Genomic DNA, 24,670 nt, shown 5'->3' on the forward strand with positions numbered 1-24,670 from the left:
AAGCCAATTCGGAATAAGAATTAACTAATTCTTACCCCGAATAGGGATATTATGAATCTTAAACATTATTCCTTAAATTTAAGATAACAACTAATAGCTACAATTTAGCATATTAATTTTTAACTCCTGCTCTAAAATAACAACTAGATCATCAGAGGATTTTGATTTCCATTTACCAGCAACATAATAAAAATGGTAAGGACCACTAATCGGTGAAGATAACCAAATTTCTTTAGCAGCTGAGTGTTTGTTAATAACAAATACTCCTTGGTTAGTAGTTAGGGTTAGAATATCACCTTGAAAATCAATATCGATAAGACAATTCTTATCTTCTGCCTCAATCGTATCGGCAATTAAAGATATTGTTTTTTCAGCCAATTTGGCAAATTCAGTATTGTCCATACTTAATGCTCCTTTAAACTTTTGCGATACATCTCAACGTACTTATTGTGATCGTTAAGGTTATTAGAAAAATTATGCCCTCCCATAATGTTAACGACAAAATATAATGAATCAATTTTAGCAGGATTTACTACAGCTTCTAAAGATTTTACTCCAGGACAAGAAATAGCTCCAGGTGGTAAATTAAAGACATAATATGTATTATAGGGTGATTGGATAGCTAAGTCTTTTTTAGTTAATCGCCTTGCTAGTTTATCTTTCCCAAGTGTTATAGCATAAATCGTCGTTGGATCTGCTTGCAATTTCATATGTTTGGTAAGGCGATTTAGAAATACAGCAGCAATCAAAGGTTTTTCTGCGTCTAAGCTAGCTTCCTTCTCCACAATGGACGCTAAAATTAAGACGTCAAGACGGGTTTTTAATGGGGAATTGGGTGATAATCTTTCCATGACTTTGTCAAGATGCAGGGACATTAATTTTCGCATTTTATCAATGATCTGCTCTTTTTGATCACCATATGAAAAAAAATAAGTAGATGGCATTAAAAATCCTTCAGGAATTGTTCCTAGAATCTCACCAATTAAGCGTTCTTCATTATTAATCTTTTGTATTATTTCATATACAAGCATACCCTCAGGTATAATCATTTTATGAATAATCGATTTGCCACTGGACAATATTTTTAAAGTTTGCATTGGAGAAATATTTTGAGTAAAAGTATATTCCCCACTTTTTATAGGATGTTTTAATGAATATATTTTTGTAAGAAATGCAAATAAATAAGGATATTTTATGATTTTGTTATCATTTAATATCGTAGTAATTTGATCAATCGACAACTTAGGCTTAATTATTAGAGTTTTACTTTCTGCAAGTAAACCAGGTGTAAATAAGTAAAATATACAAAAATTGATTCCGCTGATCAGCAAAATCAATGTAATAGTTACAAAAACAAATTTTATTTTTAGTATTTTCTTAAACAAGCTATACCTAATTAGAATTAGATGATTTCAGAAGATTATAACATAACCTCAACCATCGATGTAATAAATTAATAATAGGCGGAACAGTAATATAGGTAGTGATAACATTTAAATAATATGTTATCATGCAGATAATTAACATTCATAAAAATTATTAATATGCAAATACAGAAATGCTATCGCGTTATTTTTCAAACCTATGATCAATCTAATCCTCTAATTTAGTTAAGGAATATAATCAAATGCTAAGATATGATTTGTATAGAAGTGTACATAAGTTCATTCGTAAGAAGCTGTACCAGTTCGGAGAGGAGCTAGGTAAAACAGATTTTCGAAAAATAGCAGCTGTAATTGGTATTAAAGATTCTTTTAATAATATTGCAGTTGATCTAAAAATGCATGCACAAAAAGAAGAAAAATATTTTACCCCATTGTTTAATGAAAAAGGATCAACCGTGCATAAGCATGTTGAACAAGAACATTTCAACCAGCAAGATGAGCTGATGGAGTTTCAAGGGATTTTTGAAAATGCGATAAAAATAGTGGATGATGAAGAACGGGTTATACAGGGCTGCCATATCTGCTCCTTATATGATAAGTTTTTGTCTAACAATCTTCTACATTTTTATCAAGAAGAAACCATATTAATGCCTGAATTATGGCATCTTTATTCTGATACAGAGCTGCAGCAGGTTACCGTAGATAGTTATAGAGGTCTGCCTAAACATGTTTTATTAGATAGCTCGAGCTTCTTCCCGATTTTGAATTTTCTTGAAAGGCGTACTTATTTACAAGATCTTAAAGAAGCTTGCTCACCTGAAATGTTTCTTGAAATTTGGAAGCGTACATTAGTCTCAGAAGGCTGTTTCACTAATGATGAAAAATCTGCTTTCGCCATGGAGTTTGATTTGCCCTTAAAAGACAGTACAGAACTTGTGAAACCGTAATATATTTAGTGATTTCAACATATTTACGCTGCATTTAATACAGCAGTTTACCGCTTACGCGAATTTGGGATAAGAATTTGTCAATTCTTATCCCGAATTGGGGTCACTTGTTATACCATTCTCCCTTACTATGTAAAACAGTCCTGATCTACAACAACGGATTAAGACCATCTCTAGAGCAACGCATATGTTGGTGACCTTTGCACAACGATTAATTAAACTTTCTACCGTAGACTCAGCTAAATTACTAGTAAATACAATATCAGATTTTTGGTGTCCTTCATAATTCACAATTCTACCTCAATGATTTAAAGCATGAGGTATTTTCTTGGAATTAATAGATACATTAAATGCCATAGAGACCCATTTTCCAAGTTCTTCCTGTTGATCTAAAATCTCAGGTAATACTTTCCAATATGATATAGTTACTAGCTTATTTTTGCTATTATAGGTAAATGGCTGTGAGCCAAAAGATTTAAAATATTCAGCAGTGAAGCTATCTGCTTTAAAATATAGCTCACTTTCTGCAATAATCCCTATTATCACTTTATCTTTATATATGCCATAACCACCAAACATCGCACGAGTAGTTATTTGACCAAAAGGGGCTAATATATCTTTTATATATTCAATAAATTCATTATTTCTTACAATCTTGTACATACTTTGTACTTTTTATTTTTATAAGCTCATCATACTTTGCTTTAAGCTCATCTAGAGAATAATTACCATCATAATAGCCTTGGATATTAATGATTCTTTCTAAATAAAAATTCAACTGCTCAGCATTATTTTCTAGAATATCATTATCAATTTTTAAGTCTTTCGTAATATAGCCCAATGCTTGATTTTTGATAGTCGAGCAGTATAATTTAAATTCTTGGATTTTTTTTATAATATTTGGAATATCTTCTGGCTTCATTACTATCAGTGCTACTAACATAACCACTAATATTTCTCCTAGAGACATAATATACCTCTAATATCAGAAAAATGCATTCTTGAAGCGGCTGGTACGAATGCATTTTAATTTATTATCGCTAATAATCTTATTTTTATACCAATAAAAATAAGATTATTAGCAAATGAAATATTTAACAATCAGGCGTCAAACCGCTTTAAGCCTGATTGTTTACTTGAGCAAATCTCATTCCAATTTCGGATTAATGAAATTAATCCAAAATTGAGGTTTATACTAATTTTTTATGACGATATTTAGGATTAATAATATTTTCACCTGTTGAATTAATCATATAATCATGATAATCTTGGTAATTTCCTTCAAACCACGTAGCATTTCCATCTTTATCAAAAGCAATAATATGTGTTGCTATTCTGTCTAAAAACCAACGATCATGGCTTATTACTAATACACATCCAGCAAAATCTAAAATAGCATCTTCTAAGGCTCGTAATGTGTCAACATCAAGATCATTAGATGGTTCATCAAGTAATATAACGTTAGCTCCCTCTTTTAGTAATTTGGCTATATGTACCCTGTTGCGTTCACCTCCAGAAAGTTGTCCTACTTTTTTTTGTTGGTCGCCACCCCTAAAATTAAAGGCTGCACAATAAGTTCGACTTTTCATTGATCTAGAACCAAGTTGTAACTCTTCAAGACCTGAGGAAATCTCATCCCACACAGTCTTGTTATCATCTAAATCATCTCTTGATTGATCAACGTAACCAAGTTTAACAGTCTGTCCTAATTTAATAGAGCCGTGATTTGGATCAGTCTTGCCAGTGATAATGTTAAATAAAGTAGATTTACCTGCTCCATTTGGACCTATAATACCAACAATAGCTCCTGGAACAACCTTAAAGCTAAAGTCTGATAACAATACCTTATCACCGTATCTCTTCGCTATATGCTCTGCCTCTATAACTAAATCGCCTAGGCGTGGACCATTAGGTATAATAATTTGTGCAGTGCCGGATCTTTGTTCTTTTTGTTTGGTCAACAAATCCTGATAAGCGGTAATTCTAGCCTTACTTTTTGATTGCCTAGCTTTTGGTGATTGACGTATCCATTCAAGTTCTCTTTTTAATTGTTTACTTCTATCATCTTCTTCTTTATCTTCAAGCTCTAATTTTGCTTGCTTTTGCTCGAGCCAAGCAGTGTAATTAGAATGCCATGGAACACATCTACCACGATCCACCTCTAATATCCAATCCGTTACATTATCAAGAAAATATCGATCATGGGTAATAACTACTACAGTACCTTTATAATTTTTTAAATAATTTTCTAGCCAAGATACCGATTCAGCATCTAAATGGTTTGTTGGTTCATCGAGTAATAACATATCAGGCTTTTCTAGTAAAAGTTTACATAACCCAACTCGTCTTTTTTCTCCACCTGAGATTTTTGTAACATCGGCATCTTTATTTGGACACCTTAATGCAAACATAGCAATCTCTATTTCCCTCTCTAAACTCCAAGCATCACAACTATCTATTTTCTCCTGTAGATCAGCCTGTTTTGCTAGAAGTTCGTTCATTGCATCATCTGACATTTCCTCAGCAAATTTATAGCTTATTTCATTAAATTCATCGATTAAAGCTTTCTTATCACTTAAACTTTCCATAATATTATCAAAAACATTTTGAGTAGGATCAAGATGCGGTTCCTGAGCTAAATAGCCAACTCTAACCCCACTAGCTACAAACGCCTCACCGTCATATTCTTTGTCAATACCTGCCATAATTTTTAAAAGAGTAGATTTACCAGCACCATTTGGACCAATAATACCGATTTTTGCCCCTGGTAAGAAAGACAAATACGTTTCCTTTAAAATTTGTTTACCGTTGATGGTCTTACTTAGACCATTCATAACATAAACATATTGATACGACATAATCCTTAATCCTTTATTTTTGTAATTTATTTGTAGTTTTTAAATAGTTAATAGAACAAATTAACCTTAACTCTTTAAGGAAGCTATATACATATACAACCTAAATATTTTGTTTATTTGCCCAAGTTGTAAATTCAGACATACTAAAAACACCTTTTAAGTTTCCATAAACTTGATCTTTTAACCATTGTAAAGCACCTTTTTTGTAACCATCTCCATCTATAATGATAATAACATTATAAACACTTTGTTTTCTAACATTTAATATTGTATAAGGGTATTTTTCATCTGCAGAACCGCCTGATTGTTGCCACTTAGATTCAATAACAAGACAATTAGAATGTTTTATAGGATGATATAGAATAAAATCGCATTGCCAAGCGGTATTATAGATAGTTTCTCCTAAATTAAATTGTCTAGTATAGATTGGTTGTGCTAATACTTGTGAAGCAATAAATCTAGTCTTGGGAACAAAAACGTAACCTTCCCTAACAAGACGATTATTTATAAATACCTCAAGTTCATTCCCTGTTTTATTTGCAATTGATCCACCTTGTATTTTATCCATAATTTCTAATCAAAACTTCTTCTGTATTTTTTCTTTCATTAGCTTTACAATTGATAGCACGTGGTGCTTCGATAATCTCTATATAAAAATCTTTATACAGATGCTTTATAAACTGAATATTAGAATTTGAAAGCATAAAATATATACCTTTATCGTTTAATTCTTTACATTTTTGATAAAGTTTTATCTGATCTGTTTCTGTAAAATCAAGTTTTGTATATTTAGTAAACGATGTATTATTTATAGGATGATAAGGAGGATCAATATAAACAAAATCACCTGTATTTGGAGAAATCTTACTGAAATCCTGATATTTTATATCAACATTTTGTAATAATTTACTACAAGCTAGTATATTTGTCTCATCAACTATTGCTGGATTTTTGTATTTCCCCATAGGCACATTAAACTCACCTTTGTTATTAACTCTATACAAACCATTATAACAGGTTTTATTAAGATATATAAAACGTCCAGCAACTTCTATGTCATTATCATTAATAAATTGTTTCCGGATTTTATAGTAATATTCTTCACAATGATTGACTTTATGTTTTGCCAATAGCTTTATCAATTCTTGAGGTTTATTTTTAATCACGGCATATGTAATAACTAAATCTAGGTTTACGTCTGATATAGTCGCACCAGATGGGGCAAGAGCAAACAAAAGTGCTCCTCCTCCTATAAATGGTTCATAATAGCTTTTATAAGTTTGCGGTGTTCTTGAGGATAATTCTTTTATTAAACTTCTTTTTCCACCTACCCATTTTACAAATGGTTTTGCTTTATCGTCATTTTCAATTATTATGTCATCATTTTTTAGCACACTTTTTCCTATCCTTGATAAGGCTTCATTAAACGATATTCTTAAATTGTTTACTGATTCAATTTGCATAATAATTTACCAAAATTTCATATGCCAAATATCTTTCGACATTACAAGAATGTTATTAAACATACCACCTATTTTCTGATTCCTCTTTCACCTGTTGTTACCTGAAATAAGCAGTATCTAATTCTTTTTTAATAATTAAATTTTTAATCCAGATTTATCCCAATCTTTATTAAAAATCTCTAAACCGAAGTCTGTTAGTGGATGATCTAATAATTGCTTGATAATTTTACTAGACATTGTAGCAACATCAGCCCCATACATACTAGCTTGATAAACATGGTTAGGGTTTCTTATAGATGCAGCAAGGATTTTTGTTTGATACTGATAATTATCATATACTTGTCTTATATCACTTATTAAACTAATACCATTTTGACCTATATCATCAAGTCTACCGATAAAAGGCGATATATAATATGCTCCGGCTTTTGCAGCGATAAGAGCCTGATTCACAGAAAAGCATAAGGTCATGTTCACTTTTTTTTCTTTATTTGCAAAATATTGGCACGCCTTAATACCATTCCATGTCATAGGTAATTTAATAACAATATTGCTGGATATTTCTAAAATTTTATTTCCTTGACTAATCATAGTATCAACATCATTTGCAACCACTTCAACACTAACATCGGAAGTTATTATCTTACATATTTCTGCAATAGTTGAGACAAAATCATCTTTTGTCTTAGACATTAAGGAAGGATTAGTAGTTATACCATCAATTATACCTAATTGATTAATCTCATCAATTTCTTTAATATCAGCACTATCTAAAAAAATTTGCATTTAATTTAACCTCGACAAAATTGAATCAAGTTCTTCTAAATTACTATAGTGAAATATTAATTTTCCACCAATTGGGTAGTCTTCAATAGTTACTTTTATATTAAATCTTTCTGACAATGATTTAGCTAATAATTGTAGATCATTCTCTTTACTATTTTCTTTTAGAAATCTTTTCCCTACATGTCTATCATGTTCTGGGATTTTTGTATATTCATTTTTAGACCAATTTTTTACTATATCTTCAGTTTGTCGAACGCTTAAATCATTTTCAATAATATGGTTAGCTATTACCTCGGCCTGCTGATGATTAATTAGGCATCTTGCATGTCCCATAGTTAAAAGCCCTTCATTTATTTTATCTTTGATAGATTGTGGTAATTGATTTAGTCTTAATAAATTAGCTACATGACTACGACTCTTGCTAAGTTTTTCTGCTAATTTCTCTTGTGTATAACCAAACTCTTTTATTAACCGCTCAAATCCTTCTGATTCTTCTATAACAGATAATTCCTCTCTTTGAATATTTTCAATTAGTGCTATCTCTATAATTTCTTTATCCCCTATATCTTTTACAATAGCAGGAATATCGCTAAGCTTAGCTATCTTACAAGCACGCCAACGTCTCTCACCAGCTATAATTTTATATTTTCCATCACTGGTTGAATTAACAATGATTGGTTGCAATAAACCATTATTACTTATGGAGTCAGCTAATTCTTTTATTTTATCATATTCAAATTTCTTCCTTGGTTGATTATTCCTAGCTTCAATTTTATCAATATCTATAATTTTTATTAATTCATCTTTTTCTACAGTAAAAACCTCTTCTCCAAGCAAAGCCGATAACCCTTTGCCTAAACCTTTGTTTTTCATATATTTCTACCTAAAATCTCTTTTGTAAGTTCTATATAAGCAATAGAGCCAGTACATTTATGATCATAAATAATTGCTGGCTGGCCGTAAGATGGTGCCTCAGATAGTTTTACATTCCGCGGAATAACTGTCTTAAATACCAATCTTCCTAAGCATTTTCTAACATCATCCTCTACTTGCTCAGTTAATCGATTGCGCTTATCATACATAGTAAATAAAATACCGGCAATTTTTATTTTTGGATTTAAATTCTTTTCTACAATTTCAATTGTCTTTAGTAAATGACTTAATCCTTCTAATGAATAAAAATCACACTGCATAGGGATTAATACATAATCACAAGCTACTAACGCATTAACTGTTAGTAGGTTAAGAGCAGGAGGACAATCTATAATAATATAATCATATTTACTGACCAACTTATTTAACAAATCTGATAATAAATATTCACGCTTTTTTATACTTAATAAATCCGATTCAGCACCGGATAAATTAGTGTTAGCTGTAATTAATTGTAAATTTGGAATATTCGTTTGTATTATGGCTTCTTCAATCGTTCTTAAGCCAATTAATACCTGATAAATAGTAACTTTTCTATCTTGTTGGTTTATACCAAAACCAGTACTACTATTTCCTTGAGGATCTAAATCTATAACCAAGATTTTTTTATCCATTACAGATAAAGCTGTCGATAAATTTACAGTAGTTGTAGTTTTAGCAACTCCACCTTTTTGATTAACTATCGCAACTATTTTTGTCATATATGTTACTAATTTCTAGAATCTTACTATTATTAGAAGTCTCACTATCATACATAGAATGACAAAAAGACCATCTCTTTTTAGCAATTTCAATTTCTTTTTGATATTGCTCACCTTTAAATAATAAATACTTATTTCTTACATTAATATGTTGGGTATAAACAAATATTTTCTCTAACTGAGCACAGGCTCTAGAAGTTAATATATCACAATCTAATTTAACATTCTCTATTCGTTGATTAACCACATTGACTTTATTAGTAGAAATTTTAGAAGCTTGCAATAAAAAAATAGATTTTCTTACATCAGATTCTACTAAAGTAACATTTTTTATTCCAGCAATAGACAAAACTATTCCTGGAAATCCACCACCCGAACCAACATCTATTAAATGAATATTTTGGTTATTTATATACTTCATTAGCTGTAAAGAATCTAAAATATGTCTTACCCAAAACTCACGCTCGGTATTACAAGAAACGAGATTAATAGTTTTATTCCATTTTAATGTCAATGATTGATACTTCTCAAGGGCATCTAATATTTCACGTGGAACATTACGACAGTCATACATTAATGTTTATATCTTGTTTTTATATAAATTATAATTGCTATTAAAGCAGCTGGAGTAACTCCAGATATTCTTCTAGCTGCACCAATAGTTGCTGGTTTATGATACTGGAGTTTTTCTCTTACTTCTGTAGACAGACTTGGTATTTTAAAGTAATCGATATTCTCATCTAATAATTCCAACTCTTCTTCTTTAAATAATTGAATATCTGCATTTTGTCTAATCAAATAAGAAGAATATCTTGATTCAATACAAAGATAATGAAGAATTTTTTTATTTAATGAAATAAGTTCTGGGAATATCTCTATTGTTTTATTAACACCAAAATTTGGTAGTCCTAGTAAATCAAAGGCTGTTTTATATGAACCATCTTGTGCGATAGACACACCCAAGTTAGCTAACTTAGTGGTTGTTAAAGAAATAGTTTTTACAATATTTTCTACCTTATGAATATCATCACATTTCTTACTAAAAATCTCTTTGCGTAAATTGGATATAACACCAATATCTATGGCCATTTGAGTTAGCCTTAAATCTGCATTATCAGCCCTAACAGAAAGTCTATATTCAGATCTGGAAGTGAACATTCTATAAGGCTCCACTGTACCAAGGGTAATTAAATCATCAATCATAACACCAATATAAGCATCTGCTCTAGTCAAAATAAAATCTGATTGATTTTTTATCGATAAGGCTGCATTAATGCCAGCCATAATTCCTTGCCCCGCAGCTTCTTCATAGCCAGTGGTGCCATTAATTTGACCGGCAAAATACAAACCTTTAATTTTTTTTGTTTCTAACGTTACTTTTAATTCTCTTGGATCGACATAATCATATTCTATTGCATATCCTGGTTTTAACATAGTGGCATTTTTAAGACCAGGAATTGTTTTTAGCAATGCTAATTGTATATCTTCAGGCAACGATGTAGATATACCATTTGGGTATATAGTATGGTCGTCCAAGCCTTCAGGTTCTAAAAATATTTGATGACTTGCTTTAGAGAATCTGGTAACCTTATCCTCGATGGATGGACAATATCTTGGTCCTATACCCTTGATTTGTCCAGAATACATAGCTGATTTATCTAAATTATTCCTAATAATTTCGTGGGTTTGTTCAGTTGTTCTAGTAACGAAACAATTTATTTGCTTTATCTTAACAGAATTTGTAAGTTCGGAGAAAGGACGTGGCACGGTATCTCCAGCCTGCACTTCTACTTCGTTATAATCAATTGTTCTTCCATCTATTCTTGGAGGGGTACCAGTTTTTAACCTGCCAAGAGAAAAACCAAAAGATTTTAAAGTGTTAGATAAACCGTATGACGGCTTTTCACCTATTCTACCAGATGGGATTTTTTTAGTTCCTATGTGAATGAGCCCGGATAAAAATGTACCTGTAGTTAACACAACTTTTTGACACTCAATACACGTACCATTATCTAAGGTTAATGCCTTTACTCTAGAGTCGTGGACTTCAATATTTTCTACAGACGCACATAAAATTGTCAAATTTGGGTGATTTATCAAGACATTATGCATAGCTTTCTTATAAAGTTTTCTGTCAGCTTGAGCTCTTGGTCCCCAAACTGCTGGTCCTTTACTTTCATTGAGCATCTTATAATGGATACCGGCTTGGTCTATAATTTTACCCATGAGTCCGTCAAGTGCATCTATTTCTTTTACTAAAGTACCTTTTGCTACCCCACCTATTGCAGGATTGCAAGACATTTCACCAAGATTATCTAATTTTAGAGTAATTAAGAGAGTATCTACACCTAAACGCGCAGAAGCCGAAGCTGCCTCGCAACCAGCATGACCACCACCAATAACTACAACGCTATATCTCATATAGACTATAATTATTCTACAATTTCTTTTTCAGTAAAGAAAATTTTTATTTCTCTTTCAGCACTTTCCAAAGTATCAGAACCGTGAATACTATTAGCCTCGATATTTTCTGCAAAATCTCTCCGAATTGTGCCTAGTTCAGCATTTTCTGGGTTAGTAGCTCCCATTATTTTACGATTTTGTAAGATAGCATTTTCCCCTTTAAGAACCTGCAAAACAACAGGACCAGAAATAATGCCCTCTATTAAACTACTAAAAAATGTTCTTGATTTATGTTCTGCATAAAAATGCTCTGCTTGATCTTTAGTTAAAATGGTCATTTTTTGAGCTACTATTTTCAGCCCATTATTTTCTAAATAAGAATTAATCTTACCAATTATATTTCTCCTCGTAGCATCTGGCTTAATCATTGAAAATGTATATTCTTGAGTCACAGTAAACCTTTATTAATTTATTATTAACATTTATATAAATTTATATATTTTTGGCAAGTAAATTCTAACAGTATAATTAAGTAACACGTTACGCATTTCTTCTAGAACTATAATTCCAAGTTAAGGAAAAAAGTATTGCCCCCAAGAAAGCAGACAAGATAAAGAATAAAAAAACACCATTCCAACCTAAATTATCAGAAATCCAACCAACACATACCCCAGCCAATGCAGCACCAAGATAACCAAATAAGCCTGAAAGACCATTAGCTGTACCAACTGCTTGTTTGTTAGTAAAATCTGCTGTAGCAACACCTATTAAGACCTGCGGTCCAGATACAAAAAAACCAGCCAAAGCAAGAATAATCATGCTAAATATTTCATACTCGTTTGGTATTTGCCAAAATAAAATAAGAGTAAAAGCCAAAACAAACATAAATACTGAACCAACTGGACCACGTCGTCCTTGAAATAGCTTGTCTGACATCCATCCAGCAACAACCCCACCAATTAAACCTAAAATATCATAAGAAGCAACTTGTAGACCAGCTTGAGCAATAGTAACGTTTTTTAGTTCACGTAAAAATACGGGTGCCCAAAAAATTACACCTGACCGTACAATATAAACAAACATATTAGCAAAACACACATACCACACTAACTTATTACAAAATACAATTTTTATTAGTTGACGCGTTAATAAATTATCACCATTGTTTCCAAGAGATATATCACATTCTTTATACTCTTCTACTATGGGCAAATTAACCTCATTGGGAGAATTACGTAATCTATTAAATAAAAATAACGATATTAATAATGCCACTATTCCAGGAATTATAAATGCTGCTTTCCAACCATAAACGTCTATTAAATAGCCACACACTATCATAGTAGTTGCTCCGCCAATTTGATTAGAAGTAGCCCCTAAAGACCATTTCATTCCTAATTCCTTAGAAGCGTACCAATAAGTCAACATACGTGTTGCAGGCGGCCACCCCATGGATTGAAACCAATTATTCAGAATCCATAAAAAACCCAGTAAGGTTATACTAGAAGCAAAACCCGATAACAATGTTATGATGCCTACAAGGGTAAGACCAACCACCATAAATATACGAGCATTTGATCTATCGCTAAAGAATCCATTACACAACTTTCCTACACCATAAACTATAGAAGAGGCTGTTAAAATCCAGCCAAGTTGAGTTTTTGTTACCTCAAAATGATCCATTAAAGCAGGCATTGCAATATTAAAATTCTGACGACAAAATATGAATGTTGAATAACCAATAATTATTGAATATAAAATTCTAATACGCCAGCTATTATACTTTCTAGCATAAGGAGGTCTTTCTTTGAAGGATGTACTTACCATTGTTTCCTTAGGTTATTACTTGCAAACATTTGGAGGAAGTATATATGCTTGTCAGGCAAAATGCCACAAGCTATTATGTATTTTGTATCTAAAACTTATTTTTTATCAAATGTACTTGAGATTTATTGCGAACTAGGTTAACCTCCTATAGAATCTAAGACAATAAAATTAATTCCAAACGACAATTATGACAAAATTATTAAGATTTTCTCTGTTTTTTGTTATACTCTTGCAATTATTATCATGCACTCCTGGTCCTCCTTACGAGATTAAAAGCCCTTGTGTGTCTGTTGAATCAACAGATTCTTCGAGTAGTGGCAACCCATGTGTTCGTAGACCGGTAAACTTAACTAGAGATATTGCCTAAAGGTTTGCTTTTATAGTAATGTACAAAATTAGTAGATTTTATAATTACCTAGTAGATTATATCTTGCCAGCAAGATGTTTGTCTTGTGCTGAAATGACTGCCACTAAAGAGGAATTTTGTCTAAATTGTTGGAAGAAATTTGACTTTATTACAAAACCTTACTGCAATATTTGTGGTTGTAGATTAGATATATCAATTTTAGATGATATGTGTTGTGCAAAATGCTTTCAATATAAACCACATTATAACATATCCCGTAGTTTAATTAAATTTAACGAGCATAGCAAGAAAATAATTCATGCTTTTAAATATCAAGACAAAACCATTCTTTCCAAAACTTTCAGCAAATTACTTTATATACAATATCACAGCGAATTTCAAGATATTGACCTGATTATTCCAGTTCCAATGAATAGATTCAAAAGATTGTTTAGAATGTATAATCCTGCTTTGATTATGGCTCAAGAAATCAGCAGACTACTAAAAAAACCGGTAAGTCCTGACGTATTAATTAAGTCAAGATGGACCAAATCCCAAACTTTTTTATCTAAAAAAGAACGAGAAAAAAACTTATCAAATAGCCTTATATTCAATAAAAAATATCAAATTATAGACCAAAAAATATTATTAGTAGATGATGTATTAACCACTGGCACTACCATTAACAAATGTGCTAAAATCTTAAAGGATTCCGGGGCTAAGAGTGTTTATGTTATGACAATTGCCATGACATAAATACTCTTATATCCCCCTTTTGCACTCATTAAATTGAGGATAAGCTACTTAAAAATTCACTTTAACCTTCAAACTACCTTGGTGACCAATATATTTGCTGGCAATGTTAACATTATAGATAATACCACATTCCATCATATTATATTTTGCAGTGAAACCAGTACCAACAGTGAAGAAGGTCTTAACAGGTTTAACTGATTTAGTCGGTAATGGTTCATTTATCCCATCTAACCTTGCATCAATAATTGGTGCTTTTCCTTTGAAGTCATGATTAACGTAACCATGCAATTCTGGTATTAACAGTACTTTGTTAGCCTTCAGGGTTGCTGCAGTTCTTAACCCCAAAATACCTTCAAATTTATTGTACGACCTTTTCTTAACAACTAGGTTTTGGAATTTTGTACCAGTTTCCGTATAGCCAGCATCCTTAAATTGCGAATATCTGAACCCAATTGTTGGGGTAATCATTAACTTTTCAGAAGCTATATAATTATACCCTGTAAGTAATTGACCACTATAAGAGATAGATTTATACTTAGCAGCAGCAGTCTCTAGAGCAGTAACATTTCTTTTCACATTCGTTGCAATTAGGCGTCCTTCTGAATTCCTAACCCTAGTTATACCATATGATGCTATAGCTTCAGTAAACCAATTATTGGTAAGATTATATAAACTATATAAGGAGAAGATATTAGTCTTACCGTTAGTTTTATCACCAAATTTCTTATCCTGATGAGACATTTGTGTGTTAATTCGGCTATAAGCTGCACCAAGTAGCAGATTATCATTTACTAAACCATCAAATCCAACTATTCCACCAGCTGATTTCGCTTTATAACCACTAACTCCTTTATACGTTTCTTGGCAAGCAGTACCATAGAATGGACTACCCCATACTCCATACCTTAGCGTATCATCATCACCAGAGCCTACAGCTGATGCAGCATTTTGCATAGGTACTGAATTTCCCATCCTTGTTGCAGTAATTTGGGTATCAACTTGAGCCATCAATCCAATTGTTTCAAATGTTGGATTTCTTGCAAGACTTGCTCCTATTGGATTTTCATTACCAGGCAATATTCTATCCATCGCTTGAAGGGCATGCTCTCTATCCATCAAACCTATATTGTTCCTGAACTTACCAGCAGAACTATTACGATCTGTTACATTATTCAACAGTGTATAAAATTTCCGTTCTTCCTGTGATAGGGATTCAGCAATGTCTTTATCTATAACTTGCTTAGAAATGTCAGTTATATATAGTTTTAGATCACTAGAATCCATGGACCACTGTACGAAACGGTTTTGTTCACCAGTTGGGTCAAGCTTAATTTTACTGTTATCAATTGCAACAAGACCCTTACCATCAACTGACGAAATCACAACATACTTAACACCCCCCTCAGGAATTTTGTTAATATCAGTCTGAGCTTTCACTTTTATAATCAGCTCGTCTGCTTTCGATAAATCCAATTTACTACCTGTCTGAACCTCTATATTACCACCTGCTCCGCTTGATGTGTCGTAGGCAGTAACTAGTTCTACATCTCCTGTCAGCTGTGCCTGACCAGTATATTTTAATTGATTAGCTGCAAGATCTACGGTTAAACCTTTAGCTGCTAAATTACCAGTTATAGAGACTGTTTTAGGTAATATAATTATCTTAGCTTTATCTGCTTTAATATTAGCAAAGCTGATATTTTGTTCTAATATTACAAACTTATCTGCAGCAAAATTTACTTCTTTCCCATTAGCAGTTTGTTTAAACCAAACATTATCGGCAAACGTTACCTTACCACCAGTAATTTTGGCATCAACCAGTACTGCCTTATCAAATTTTGCAATACCTTCATTTTTTATTTCATCCGAACCAATTTGTGTACTATAGGCAAAACTTTTCAATGATCTTGATATGCTAGCTCCATCTACAGTGGAGTTTGGCACAGATATAGTTCTGTTTATAGTACCAGCAAAAGTTGCAGTCTTATCACTAGCAATGGTTATTTGCTTAGAATAAACATCACCTCTTACCGTAGCATTCTTAGCAAAGGTTACATCAGACAATCTTAATTTATCTGTTCCAAGGTTATAAGCAAAGCTTCTATCCAAGTTGAAAATTACTTTACCAGTATTATTAGTGTTAGTTGATACATCGGAATAGACACCACTATTAATAGTAATTTTATGATCACCCAGTAATTTAATAGATTTTAACCTGTTATTCTCTGACCCAATATCTTGTATTCCAGTGGTAAAATCTGCAGCTAATGCAAGAGTATGAACATTATTACCATTAGTCCTAATACCACCTACAGTACTTGTCCTTTCTAACGTTAAAGTTGCCTCTTTACTAGCATTAGAGAAGTTAATATAATTCGCTGAAACTGCTTGGGTAATCTTTACATCTGCTCCCGCTATGTCTAAAGTATCTACTGCATTAGTAGCACCTATTGCACTATTAACGATTATAGTTTCAGCATTACTAAATTGAACTGTACCTTGACCAGCTGCATGTCCCTTAATATTACGAGTTGTCACGCTGTTAGCAAACTCAGCAGTTGCTCCAGCAGATATTATGATGTCCTTATCATTAGCAGTTTGAACTTTGTCGCCAAAGATGGTAGTACCTTGGACTTGTATAGTACCAACAGGACTTGTTGCCGTTCCAACTACACCAGTAACTCTATTGTTGCCTTCGAATATTAAGCCAACTGTATTTCCTCCTGTTGAGTTAATAGAACCTGTTAAATTAAAGTTCTTAGAAAAAGTTACATTACCAACACCATTACCTTGAATTTCAGTAATATTATAATTACCACCTGCTAATCTTACATCACCTACCCCAGCTTTTAACATCTTTAAGTTAGTGATCAAGTTTGTTACTGCACCAATTCCTAGGAATTCTAATGTTCCCTTAGCATCACCAGTACCAGTGCTAGTTACACTACCAGTGATGGTCTTACCAGCTTTCAACTTAACTGTACCATCATGATTTTGGAAATCTACATTACCTGTAATATCACCAACGGTAAGTACAGTATTATTAACAAATAAAATATTGCTATTAACATCACCCAATATTAGTTCATTTACATTTAATTCCATATTTCTACTATTAATGGTAATCTGCTGAGTGTCAAATTTACCAGCACCAGAAAAAATTACCTTTTGTAATTTATTAACAGCAGTACCTAAAGATGTAGCTGCTCCAGCAATTGTCAATGTTGTTCCATCTACAACAGAATAAAGTTCAACTATACCCTTACCATCAACACTAGCACCTGGATCTAAATTATTTACTAAAGTTATTGTTCTATCTACAGCAGCACTATTCTTTAAGGTTAACTGAGCATCTGCATGGTCAAAAGTAATCTGATTAGCCCCAGCAATATTTAAATTAAAATTAGCTTGTTCTGCATCAAGTATATAATTTGCTGGACCGGCAGGTGTAGGCACATCAGCAGACGCTGCTCCAATATGAATATTGGCAATCTTTGCAGAGGTAGTACTTTTATCGGTAAATGTTGCCCCATTAATAATGTTCAAATTATTTGCATGCTGGACATTAAGCCTATTAGCAGCCTCCCCTACGATGGTAACTCGACGAGAAATACGTAATTCACCTAGCTTATTACCAACAATACCAAGGGTTTCTCCACCGGTTGCAGATTGCACAGTTAAAGTGCGAGTGTCATCACCATCTAGCCACACGATTCCTCCATGACCAACAAAACCACCATGACCATCAGGAACTCCTCCTGATAAGTTATCATGAAAGGTTACAATACTATCACGTCCCCTTGTAAATAAGGCCAATGCCGAATCTGCATGCATAAAATTAATATTTGTACCATCAAGAAGATTAGCACCAGCAGCTGAAACATTTATTGCTAGAGCTTTAGCATCTCCCCCAACCATACCTATATTTATGGTATCAATCTCCCCAATTTCCACATTGTTAGCTACGAGCATGCTAGTATTAACATTTAAAATACCATGAGCACCACCTTGTATTGTTGAGTCGAAAATACGAGGTATTTTTGTTACAATACCAGTACCAGGATCAACATGATCAGCACCGTTAAATTCTAATGTTCCACCAGCATGAAAATTAACTTCTCCTACAAAATCACCACCAATTTTTACAGTACTAGCAGCAACAAAGTTAAGTTCTTCAGTATATACATTTTGTCTTAATACAACCTCACTACGAGCTTTATTAATATTAATTTCTCCAATAAATCTATTAAGAGCAGAAGCAGGATCAGGATCAATAATAGCACCAATATTCCCAGTTACCTCACCATTTCCTGCGAAGTTTAATACTCCCTTATTATTTACAGCAGTGGTGTTAACTATATTACCAGTGATTTTTTTAGTATGCTCAACATTAAGTACAGAATTTATGTGGGTAAGATTAGTGTTCTTAGCCCAAACATCACCGTCTAAAGTAACCGCTCCATCACCTATGTTTATAGCTTTTAAAGTCCTATGACCAGCAACAGCAGCAGGCTCATCAGCAGCACCGATATCTCCAGTTACCGTGCCAACTCCTTCGAAGGTTAATACACCCATATTAGCCACATTAGTATCATTCCATACAGCACCAGTGATTGTCTTACCAGCTGCTAGCTTAAGTATTGAATTTTCATGGGTAAGCCTAGTGGTAGTAGCAAAAACATGACCCTGTAAATGAGCTTCCCCATTACCTATATTTACTCTCGCTAATCTAAGAGGATCTGTACCAATATCTCCAGTAGCACCACCAGCTCCTGCGAAGCTTAATATTCCCTCACCATTTCGAACAGCAGTGACAGTACTAATTGTATTACCAGCTTGAACCACAAGAGTTGAGGCATGATCACCATCATTACCATCAAGCTCTACATTACCCAAGGCAGTGTAGGTATTGGGGTCTGCATCGAAGCCATGATTAGCTGCAACGGCTGCAGTACCAGTTAAAGTTAGTATTTTACCAGCTTCTATCTTTATAGGTAAAGTACCAACAGCACCAGCATTACGCACTATAGAACCGATTGATAGATTTTGACTAACTGTAAGATCGCCGGGCTGATGATTAACTATGTTGATAGCTGTAATAATAGCATCTGCTCTGTTAGCATTAAGTGTAAAATTACCACCATAGGTGAATGCCTCGTTATTCTGAGGTGCAGTAATATCAGTCCTCCGATCCGCACCATTCCGACCAATCTCGTGCCAATTCGCATCACCTACATTATCCGTCAAAGTCGCATTACGTATCATCATAGCACCATCATTTGCAACAGCAAATGCCACGTTACTACTGCCTAGGCTAGCTACAACCGAGGCGATTGCACTACTAGCCAGTAAATATTTAAAGAATTTTTGTTTTTTTGCCATCATTTTACCATTCTATAATTAAAAAAAATAATTCATGTCTAGATATCTGCCATCATTACGTTATCCCTATCTCTCTTAACGATGTCACCCCCTGCATAGCACAACTGTTGAAAGTTAAAATCGTCTATTAGCGAGCGAACGTACGTGAGCGTGGCAATCCATGAAGCTTGTCATATAGATTACTTCATCGACCTACGATCTCCTCGCTAATAGACGGTTTAAGCCTTACAACAGCACTTCGCTAATAGACGACTTTTTAACTTTCAACACTTGTGCTATGCATAGGTAGCAGTCTAAAATAACTTAACTCAACTCAACCTGATCTTGGTCATTTTTTTATATCCCCTACCTACGCAGGGATTGACATCAAACTGAGGTTAATACTTAAGTATCATCCCGAATGGGGAGAGTATCTTTGGTTCAAACTTCACCAATCTTATCAGATACTTAGCACATTCTGTGACTCTGCACAAGAACTTTTCTGTTGATTTTACACTAAAGTTGCAGAAAGGCAACCACGAAAAAACTCTTTCGTTTCACTATCATACTAGTTGATTATATTTGAAAATTACCATAAAGCCTTATATCTAACAAATTGTAGCACAAATAAGAAACATTATGTTGACTAATTTTTAGTATGCCAAAAGCACTACGAGCCTGATTTTTTAGACATTTCAAGCACTTTTCTGTCTCGAAGATAAAACGTGAGTACGCGAATACCACGCAGTTTTACAAAACCAATTCTTCAAAGCAGAAGAGTATATATGTCACTCTCACTTTCGCACACTGGTTCTACAACCAAATTGGAGAAAGAATTTTTGACAAAAACTCTTTATGTTTTTGTAACTCTTCCTTAGTTGGTTTGATAACTATAGTATTCTTTTTATTTGCCATAGTAGTTTGAACCACTAACTCGTCTATATTTTGTGCCTTTTGGCTATTAATATTGAAACTTATCTGCCTACCTCCAGTAAGTTCAACATAAACTTCTGCCAGTAATGCCGCATCTTTAAGTGCCCCATGCAACTTACGTGAGGAATTGTCAATTTTATATCTTTTACATAATGCGTCAAGATTAGCTTTCATTCCAGGAAACATCTTCCGAGCTAAAGCAAGAGTATCGATAATATTAGAAAGTTCTAAATACTCTGTAGAAGGTCTTTTGAGCAGAGATAACTCATAATTAATAAATTTAATATCGAATGCTGCATTATGTATAATAAGTCTGCTATTGCTAATAAACCCTAAGAACTCGTCAACAATTTCTTCAAAAGGTGGTTTGTCTTTTAAAAATTCTCCCGATATGCCATGTATTCGATAAGCTTCCGTCGGCATATCTCGCTTTGGATTAATATAAAAATGAAAATGTTTGCCGGTTAAAACTTTATTAACCATCTCAATAGCACCAATCTCAACAATTCGGTGACCATTTTTGGGGTCTAAACCAGTTGTCTCAGTATCTAAAATTACTTCTCTTAATTGCTGCATTTTAATTTTTCTATTAGTTGAGTTATTTGTTTATCTAAATCTACTAGATTAACATCAGTATTAATAACAAAATCTGCTTTTTCTATTTTAATCTGTTGCGGCAATTGAATTTGTGCTATTTTATTATAAGCTGTTAAATTAAAAGCCTCTCTAGACATTGCACGTTTTAATCTAGATTCTTCTGAGCAGAATGTTGTAACATAAAAATCAAAATATTGATCAAATCCAGCTTCAAAAAGTAATGGTATCTCAGCAAATGTAATCTCTGATTTACTATTTTGCTGTTTAAAAAGAAACAAACTTTCCACTACAAATGGATGAATAAAATTTTGCAGTTTGTTTCTTGCTGAATCATTAGCATAGATTAGCTCTGCAATTTTTCTTTTATCAAAGCTTTTTAGATCAGGTAGTAAGTTAAGAACCATATTTTGTATTTCTGACTCTTCGTATAGGTTCTTAACATATTCGTCAGCAGAAAAAGTTATAAATCCTAGATTAGCTAAATAATTTAAGACAAAAGTTTTCCCTGAAGCATAACTACCGGTGATTCCTACCGCGATCATTCTAATAAATATTTTATTTTTTCTAAGTAATTTTCACTTTAAGGGATTTAAATTTAGATAACGTAATTACCTAACTCATAATTTTTCATTTCTTTTATAAATTCATACATTCTCAGTTGCAATTGAATGTTATTACCTGGGTGAGTTGGGTCGGTTTTTATTTTATGCGAACATAACTTACCATTTCCCCCTTTTCTTTTAAAAGTTATCAAATTACCAATAAGCAAATTACCACCTTTAGCAAGAAAATTCCATTTTTACATCTACTTTTTCATTATGTACTCCGCTACAAATCGCAGCTACGAAGTCCCCTTGTATTTTAAAGTTTTCTTGAATTTTTTGTATGATTTTTTGATGATCTCCTATGCTATTTTTAAACAGAACCTCAACATTTTTTCCTATATAAGCATTTCTATTCATAATTATGATATTCCAATTGAATCATAAATATTACTGATCATCTTTGGTATAACAGCATTGCCAAGCTGTTGATAACCTTTTATCCCTTCTATAACATGGTGATTTTTTGGAAATCCCATTAAGTTTTTACATTCATTAACTGATAATCGTCTAATTCTATTATTAATTAAATATAAGCCAGTTCTTGCACCCACTCCTCCACCAAAAGCGGAAAGAGTTATTGCATGTCCCAAGGGGCTATAGATTCTTTCTCCTTGACCGCCTTTATTAACATAACCAATTCTTAGAGGTCTTAAATTTCTTTCAATTTCTTTATTGCCATCTATTACTATGTCATCTCTTTTAATATATAAACTATCATCAACTTTTTCTTCTAAAATATCATCCAAATAAACTTTTGCAAAAGTTTCTTTTGGCGGTAAATATTTAAATTTTAGATCATTATCGTAATCTTTACGTAAACAAACAAAATAAACCCTTTCTCTTGATTGAGGTATACCAAAAAAAGAAGAATTTAGAATATGCCTATAAACTTTATAACCAATTTCATCCAATTTTATATCTATTGTTTTAATTACCGATCCATTATCAATATTAATTATATTTTTGACGTTCTCAAGCAATAAAACATATGGTTTATGATATTGGGCGATTCTAATTATTTCATAAAATAATCTTCCGTTACTGCCTTTTAATCCCAATTGCTTACCAGAAATACTAAAGGGTTGACAAGGAAAACCTGCACATAGAATATCGTGTTTTGGTATTTTTTTTTCTGAGATTTCATTTAAATCGCCATAAGGTCTTTCTCCGAAATTTTTTACATAAGTTTCTTGAATATCCTTATCTATATCTGAAGAAAAAACACACTCCATTCCTTTTCCTTCTAAAGCAATCCTAAATCCACCAATACCGCAAAACAAGTCTATAAATTTATACACATTATTCCTGTTTAAATAAGTTATGATATAGTTAATTCCATTAGATTTGATCAGGGCAATTTAAGAATTGTACCAATAGTTGGTATAAATATAATCTTAACTACTATCGATATCATTCCTGCAAAAGTGGAAATGACATCGCTTTTAGCTAAGAGTTCCTTGGGTTAGGTATATAGAATGTTGGCAAAGTCATATAAATGCTATATAAAGCAAATTTTTAAGTAATTCTTTAGTTAAATTGCCAACAAAAAAAGTAAAATTATATAATATATTCTCAAAATATGACGATAATTTTACTTTATTACTACTTTGCCAACACCCTTTAATATCATTTGAGTATATATACTCTAGAATAGAAAATCAAGAATTGCATCGTCATTATCCAAGATTCTTGCGGTACTCAGCTGTATTTTTTACTCAAAAATTCTTCAGTTCACGGGTAGTCCTATTATTGCAATATACTTTTTGGACTAAAAATGACCCCAAAAATATACATATATAAACTGTTAATGAATATGCACATTTAAATAATACTTCTTTTAAAAATATCGACAAAACTCTACTTGTAGAGAATATATTTACAAAAAATCCTGACATCACAATGCCATCTACAACCGCACCCATCATTAAACCAGCAAAATTTCTTGTATTCAAAGAACATGTTGACTTGAGTTGTACAAATATACTTGTACTACAATATGTTGATAACAATATAGATACAAAAGATACAAGTATAATTCCATTAATAACACGACCATGAATATAATAATTGAAGTCCCATAACAAACAAAAGCTTACTATTATACTCAACGTTACAGCAATCCAAGCTTTTTTCCTACCATATAGTTCAGATATGATATTTGCAGTTATAGCTAAAAACACAAATACTAAAGAACACTGAGATATTTTATTAAAAAGATTTAATGAATAAGTGAATATACCAAGTAGTATTACTAGTAGTATGTAAAACTTAGTGTTAATATTGTTCATATTACCTCCTTCTTTTTGTTTTAATTTTATCAAATAATATGGATTATTGTTAGTAGATAATTTAGTTGATTTTTTAAAACTTACTTTTTAAAAGACTTGCTTGCAAGGGTAGTTAAATGATTTGGAGAATTGGAACACAAAACAACAAATGTCTAATGACAATTTGTATACTCTTACGCTTTTAAGAATTGTTTTTTAAAAACATCAGGAACTCACGTATTACTTTAGTTTACCCCTCATTTTCAAATGCAATTCGTAGGATCATTTGAGTGTACATGACCTTCACAAAAAACTTGCATTGCAAGCTTGGCAGCGACTTACTCTCCCATGCCTCAGGGCATAGTACCATCAGCACTACGAGGTTTCACGTTCGAGTTCGGTATGGGATCGGGTGTTTCACTCGTGCTATAACCACCAAGCTAGCAATACAAATTTTTTATATATAGACTTCTTTAGACATTTATTCATAGAACCATAATTT

The 24,670-nt window shown here is 32.5% G+C and carries 23 protein-coding genes and 1 rRNA gene; 3 read left to right on the forward strand and 21 right to left on the reverse strand.

Annotated features, from left to right (window positions below):
* Positions 1-90: 90 nt before the first annotated feature.
* On the reverse strand, positions 91-402 hold the full coding sequence (gene cyaY, locus AAGD36_RS06200; RefSeq protein ID WP_341751403.1) for an iron donor protein CyaY: 312 nt from the start codon (positions 400-402) through the stop codon (positions 91-93).
* A 2-nt stretch (positions 403-404) separates the two neighbouring features.
* Complete coding sequence (gene mltG, locus AAGD36_RS06205; protein WP_410521256.1) at positions 405-1,373, reverse strand: endolytic transglycosylase MltG; 969 nt, start codon at positions 1,371-1,373, stop codon at positions 405-407.
* Between the two features lie 254 nt (positions 1,374-1,627).
* On the opposite strand from mltG, the gene AAGD36_RS06210 reads away from it, so the two are divergent.
* Positions 1,628-2,332 carry a hemerythrin domain-containing protein gene (locus tag AAGD36_RS06210; RefSeq protein ID WP_341755331.1) on the forward strand — a complete coding sequence of 235 codons (705 nt, stop codon included), beginning with the start codon at positions 1,628-1,630 and terminating at the stop codon, positions 2,330-2,332.
* Between the two features lie 300 nt (positions 2,333-2,632).
* On the opposite strand, the gene AAGD36_RS06215 is transcribed toward AAGD36_RS06210, so the two are convergent.
* The 12 genes from AAGD36_RS06215 to AAGD36_RS06270 all read right to left on the reverse strand — a co-directional run bounded on the left by AAGD36_RS06215 (position 2,633) and on the right by AAGD36_RS06270 (position 13,303).
* Complete coding sequence (locus tag AAGD36_RS06215) at positions 2,633-2,995, reverse strand: TfoX/Sxy family protein (RefSeq protein ID WP_341755332.1); 363 nt, start codon at positions 2,993-2,995, stop codon at positions 2,633-2,635.
* Complete coding sequence (locus AAGD36_RS06220; protein WP_341755333.1) at positions 2,973-3,302, reverse strand: DUF2672 domain-containing protein; 330 nt, start codon at positions 3,300-3,302, stop codon at positions 2,973-2,975. The genes AAGD36_RS06215 and AAGD36_RS06220 overlap by 23 nt, the downstream gene beginning before the upstream one ends.
* Before the next feature lie 220 nt (positions 3,303-3,522).
* Positions 3,523-5,190 (reverse strand): energy-dependent translational throttle protein EttA, encoded by a 1,668-nt coding sequence (gene ettA, locus AAGD36_RS06225; protein WP_341755334.1) that lies wholly within the window; start codon positions 5,188-5,190, stop codon positions 3,523-3,525.
* A gap of 100 nt (positions 5,191-5,290) precedes the next feature.
* A complete protein-coding gene (locus tag AAGD36_RS06230; protein WP_341755335.1) occupies positions 5,291-5,758 on the reverse strand; it encodes a PD-(D/E)XK nuclease superfamily protein in 468 nt (155 codons plus the stop codon).
* Positions 5,751-6,653, reverse strand: a complete 903-nt coding sequence (locus tag AAGD36_RS06235; protein ID WP_341755336.1) for a DNA adenine methylase — start codon at positions 6,651-6,653, stop codon at positions 5,751-5,753. Before AAGD36_RS06235 ends, AAGD36_RS06230 begins: the two co-directional genes overlap by 8 nt.
* 135 nt (positions 6,654-6,788) lie before the next feature.
* Entirely contained in the window at positions 6,789-7,439 is a 651-nt protein-coding gene (gene fsa / locus AAGD36_RS06240; RefSeq protein WP_341755337.1) for a fructose-6-phosphate aldolase, read from the reverse strand.
* A complete protein-coding gene (locus AAGD36_RS06245; protein ID WP_341755338.1) occupies positions 7,440-8,312 on the reverse strand; it encodes a ParB/RepB/Spo0J family partition protein in 873 nt (290 codons plus the stop codon).
* The gene (locus AAGD36_RS06250) at positions 8,309-9,073 is read right to left on the reverse strand and encodes an AAA family ATPase (RefSeq protein ID WP_341748380.1); all 765 of its coding nucleotides are present in this window, start codon (positions 9,071-9,073) and stop codon (positions 8,309-8,311) included. The genes AAGD36_RS06245 and AAGD36_RS06250 overlap by 4 nt, the downstream gene beginning before the upstream one ends.
* Positions 9,048-9,647, reverse strand: a complete 600-nt coding sequence (gene rsmG / locus AAGD36_RS06255) for a 16S rRNA (guanine(527)-N(7))-methyltransferase RsmG (RefSeq protein ID WP_341755339.1) — start codon at positions 9,645-9,647, stop codon at positions 9,048-9,050. Before rsmG ends, AAGD36_RS06250 begins: the two co-directional genes overlap by 26 nt.
* Positions 9,647-11,494: a tRNA uridine-5-carboxymethylaminomethyl(34) synthesis enzyme MnmG gene (gene mnmG / locus AAGD36_RS06260; RefSeq protein ID WP_341755340.1), complete on the reverse strand. Its 1,848-nt coding sequence runs from the start codon at positions 11,492-11,494 to the stop codon at positions 9,647-9,649. Before mnmG ends, rsmG begins: the two co-directional genes overlap by 1 nt.
* Before the next feature lie 11 nt (positions 11,495-11,505).
* On the reverse strand, positions 11,506-11,928 hold the full coding sequence (gene ndk / locus AAGD36_RS06265; protein ID WP_341755341.1) for a nucleoside-diphosphate kinase: 423 nt from the start codon (positions 11,926-11,928) through the stop codon (positions 11,506-11,508).
* 88 nt (positions 11,929-12,016) lie between these two features.
* Positions 12,017-13,303 (reverse strand): MFS transporter, encoded by a 1,287-nt coding sequence (locus AAGD36_RS06270; protein WP_341755342.1) that lies wholly within the window; start codon positions 13,301-13,303, stop codon positions 12,017-12,019.
* A gap of 187 nt (positions 13,304-13,490) precedes the next feature.
* On the opposite strand from AAGD36_RS06270, the gene AAGD36_RS06275 reads away from it, so the two are divergent.
* Together AAGD36_RS06275 and AAGD36_RS06280 are read left to right on the forward strand one after the other, a co-directional pair.
* Positions 13,491-13,670 carry a DUF2706 domain-containing protein gene (locus AAGD36_RS06275; RefSeq protein WP_341748385.1) on the forward strand — a complete coding sequence of 60 codons (180 nt, stop codon included), beginning with the start codon at positions 13,491-13,493 and terminating at the stop codon, positions 13,668-13,670.
* An 18-nt stretch (positions 13,671-13,688) separates the two neighbouring features.
* On the forward strand, positions 13,689-14,405 hold the full coding sequence (locus AAGD36_RS06280; protein ID WP_341751419.1) for a ComF family protein: 717 nt from the start codon (positions 13,689-13,691) through the stop codon (positions 14,403-14,405).
* Positions 14,406-14,453: 48 nt separating this feature from the next.
* On the opposite strand, the gene AAGD36_RS06285 is transcribed toward AAGD36_RS06280, so the two are convergent.
* The 7 genes from AAGD36_RS06285 to rrf form a co-directional block, all read right to left on the reverse strand.
* Positions 14,454-19,787: an autotransporter outer membrane beta-barrel domain-containing protein gene (locus AAGD36_RS06285; RefSeq protein WP_341755343.1), complete on the reverse strand. Its 5,334-nt coding sequence runs from the start codon at positions 19,785-19,787 to the stop codon at positions 14,454-14,456.
* A 792-nt stretch (positions 19,788-20,579) separates the two neighbouring features.
* A complete protein-coding gene (gene dnaQ, locus AAGD36_RS06290; protein ID WP_341748117.1) occupies positions 20,580-21,275 on the reverse strand; it encodes a DNA polymerase III subunit epsilon in 696 nt (231 codons plus the stop codon).
* Entirely contained in the window at positions 21,263-21,838 is a 576-nt protein-coding gene (gene coaE / locus AAGD36_RS06295) for a dephospho-CoA kinase (RefSeq protein WP_341748118.1), read from the reverse strand. Before coaE ends, dnaQ begins: the two co-directional genes overlap by 13 nt.
* Positions 21,839-22,075: 237 nt before the next feature.
* Positions 22,076-22,258 (reverse strand): hypothetical protein, encoded by a 183-nt coding sequence (locus tag AAGD36_RS06300; protein WP_341755344.1) that lies wholly within the window; start codon positions 22,256-22,258, stop codon positions 22,076-22,078.
* Between the two features lie 2 nt (positions 22,259-22,260).
* On the reverse strand, positions 22,261-23,199 hold the full coding sequence (locus AAGD36_RS06305) for a DNA cytosine methyltransferase (protein ID WP_341751424.1): 939 nt from the start codon (positions 23,197-23,199) through the stop codon (positions 22,261-22,263).
* 417 nt (positions 23,200-23,616) lie between these two features.
* Positions 23,617-24,189: a VUT family protein gene (locus AAGD36_RS06310; RefSeq protein WP_341755345.1), complete on the reverse strand. Its 573-nt coding sequence runs from the start codon at positions 24,187-24,189 to the stop codon at positions 23,617-23,619.
* Between the two features lie 304 nt (positions 24,190-24,493).
* Positions 24,494-24,608, reverse strand: a 5S ribosomal RNA gene (rrf, locus tag AAGD36_RS06315).
* Positions 24,609-24,670 lie beyond the last annotated feature (62 nt).

The sequence above is a fragment of the Candidatus Tisiphia endosymbiont of Ptychoptera albimana genome, from assembly GCF_964026605.1.
Lineage (GTDB): Bacteria > Pseudomonadota > Alphaproteobacteria > Rickettsiales > Rickettsiaceae > Tisiphia.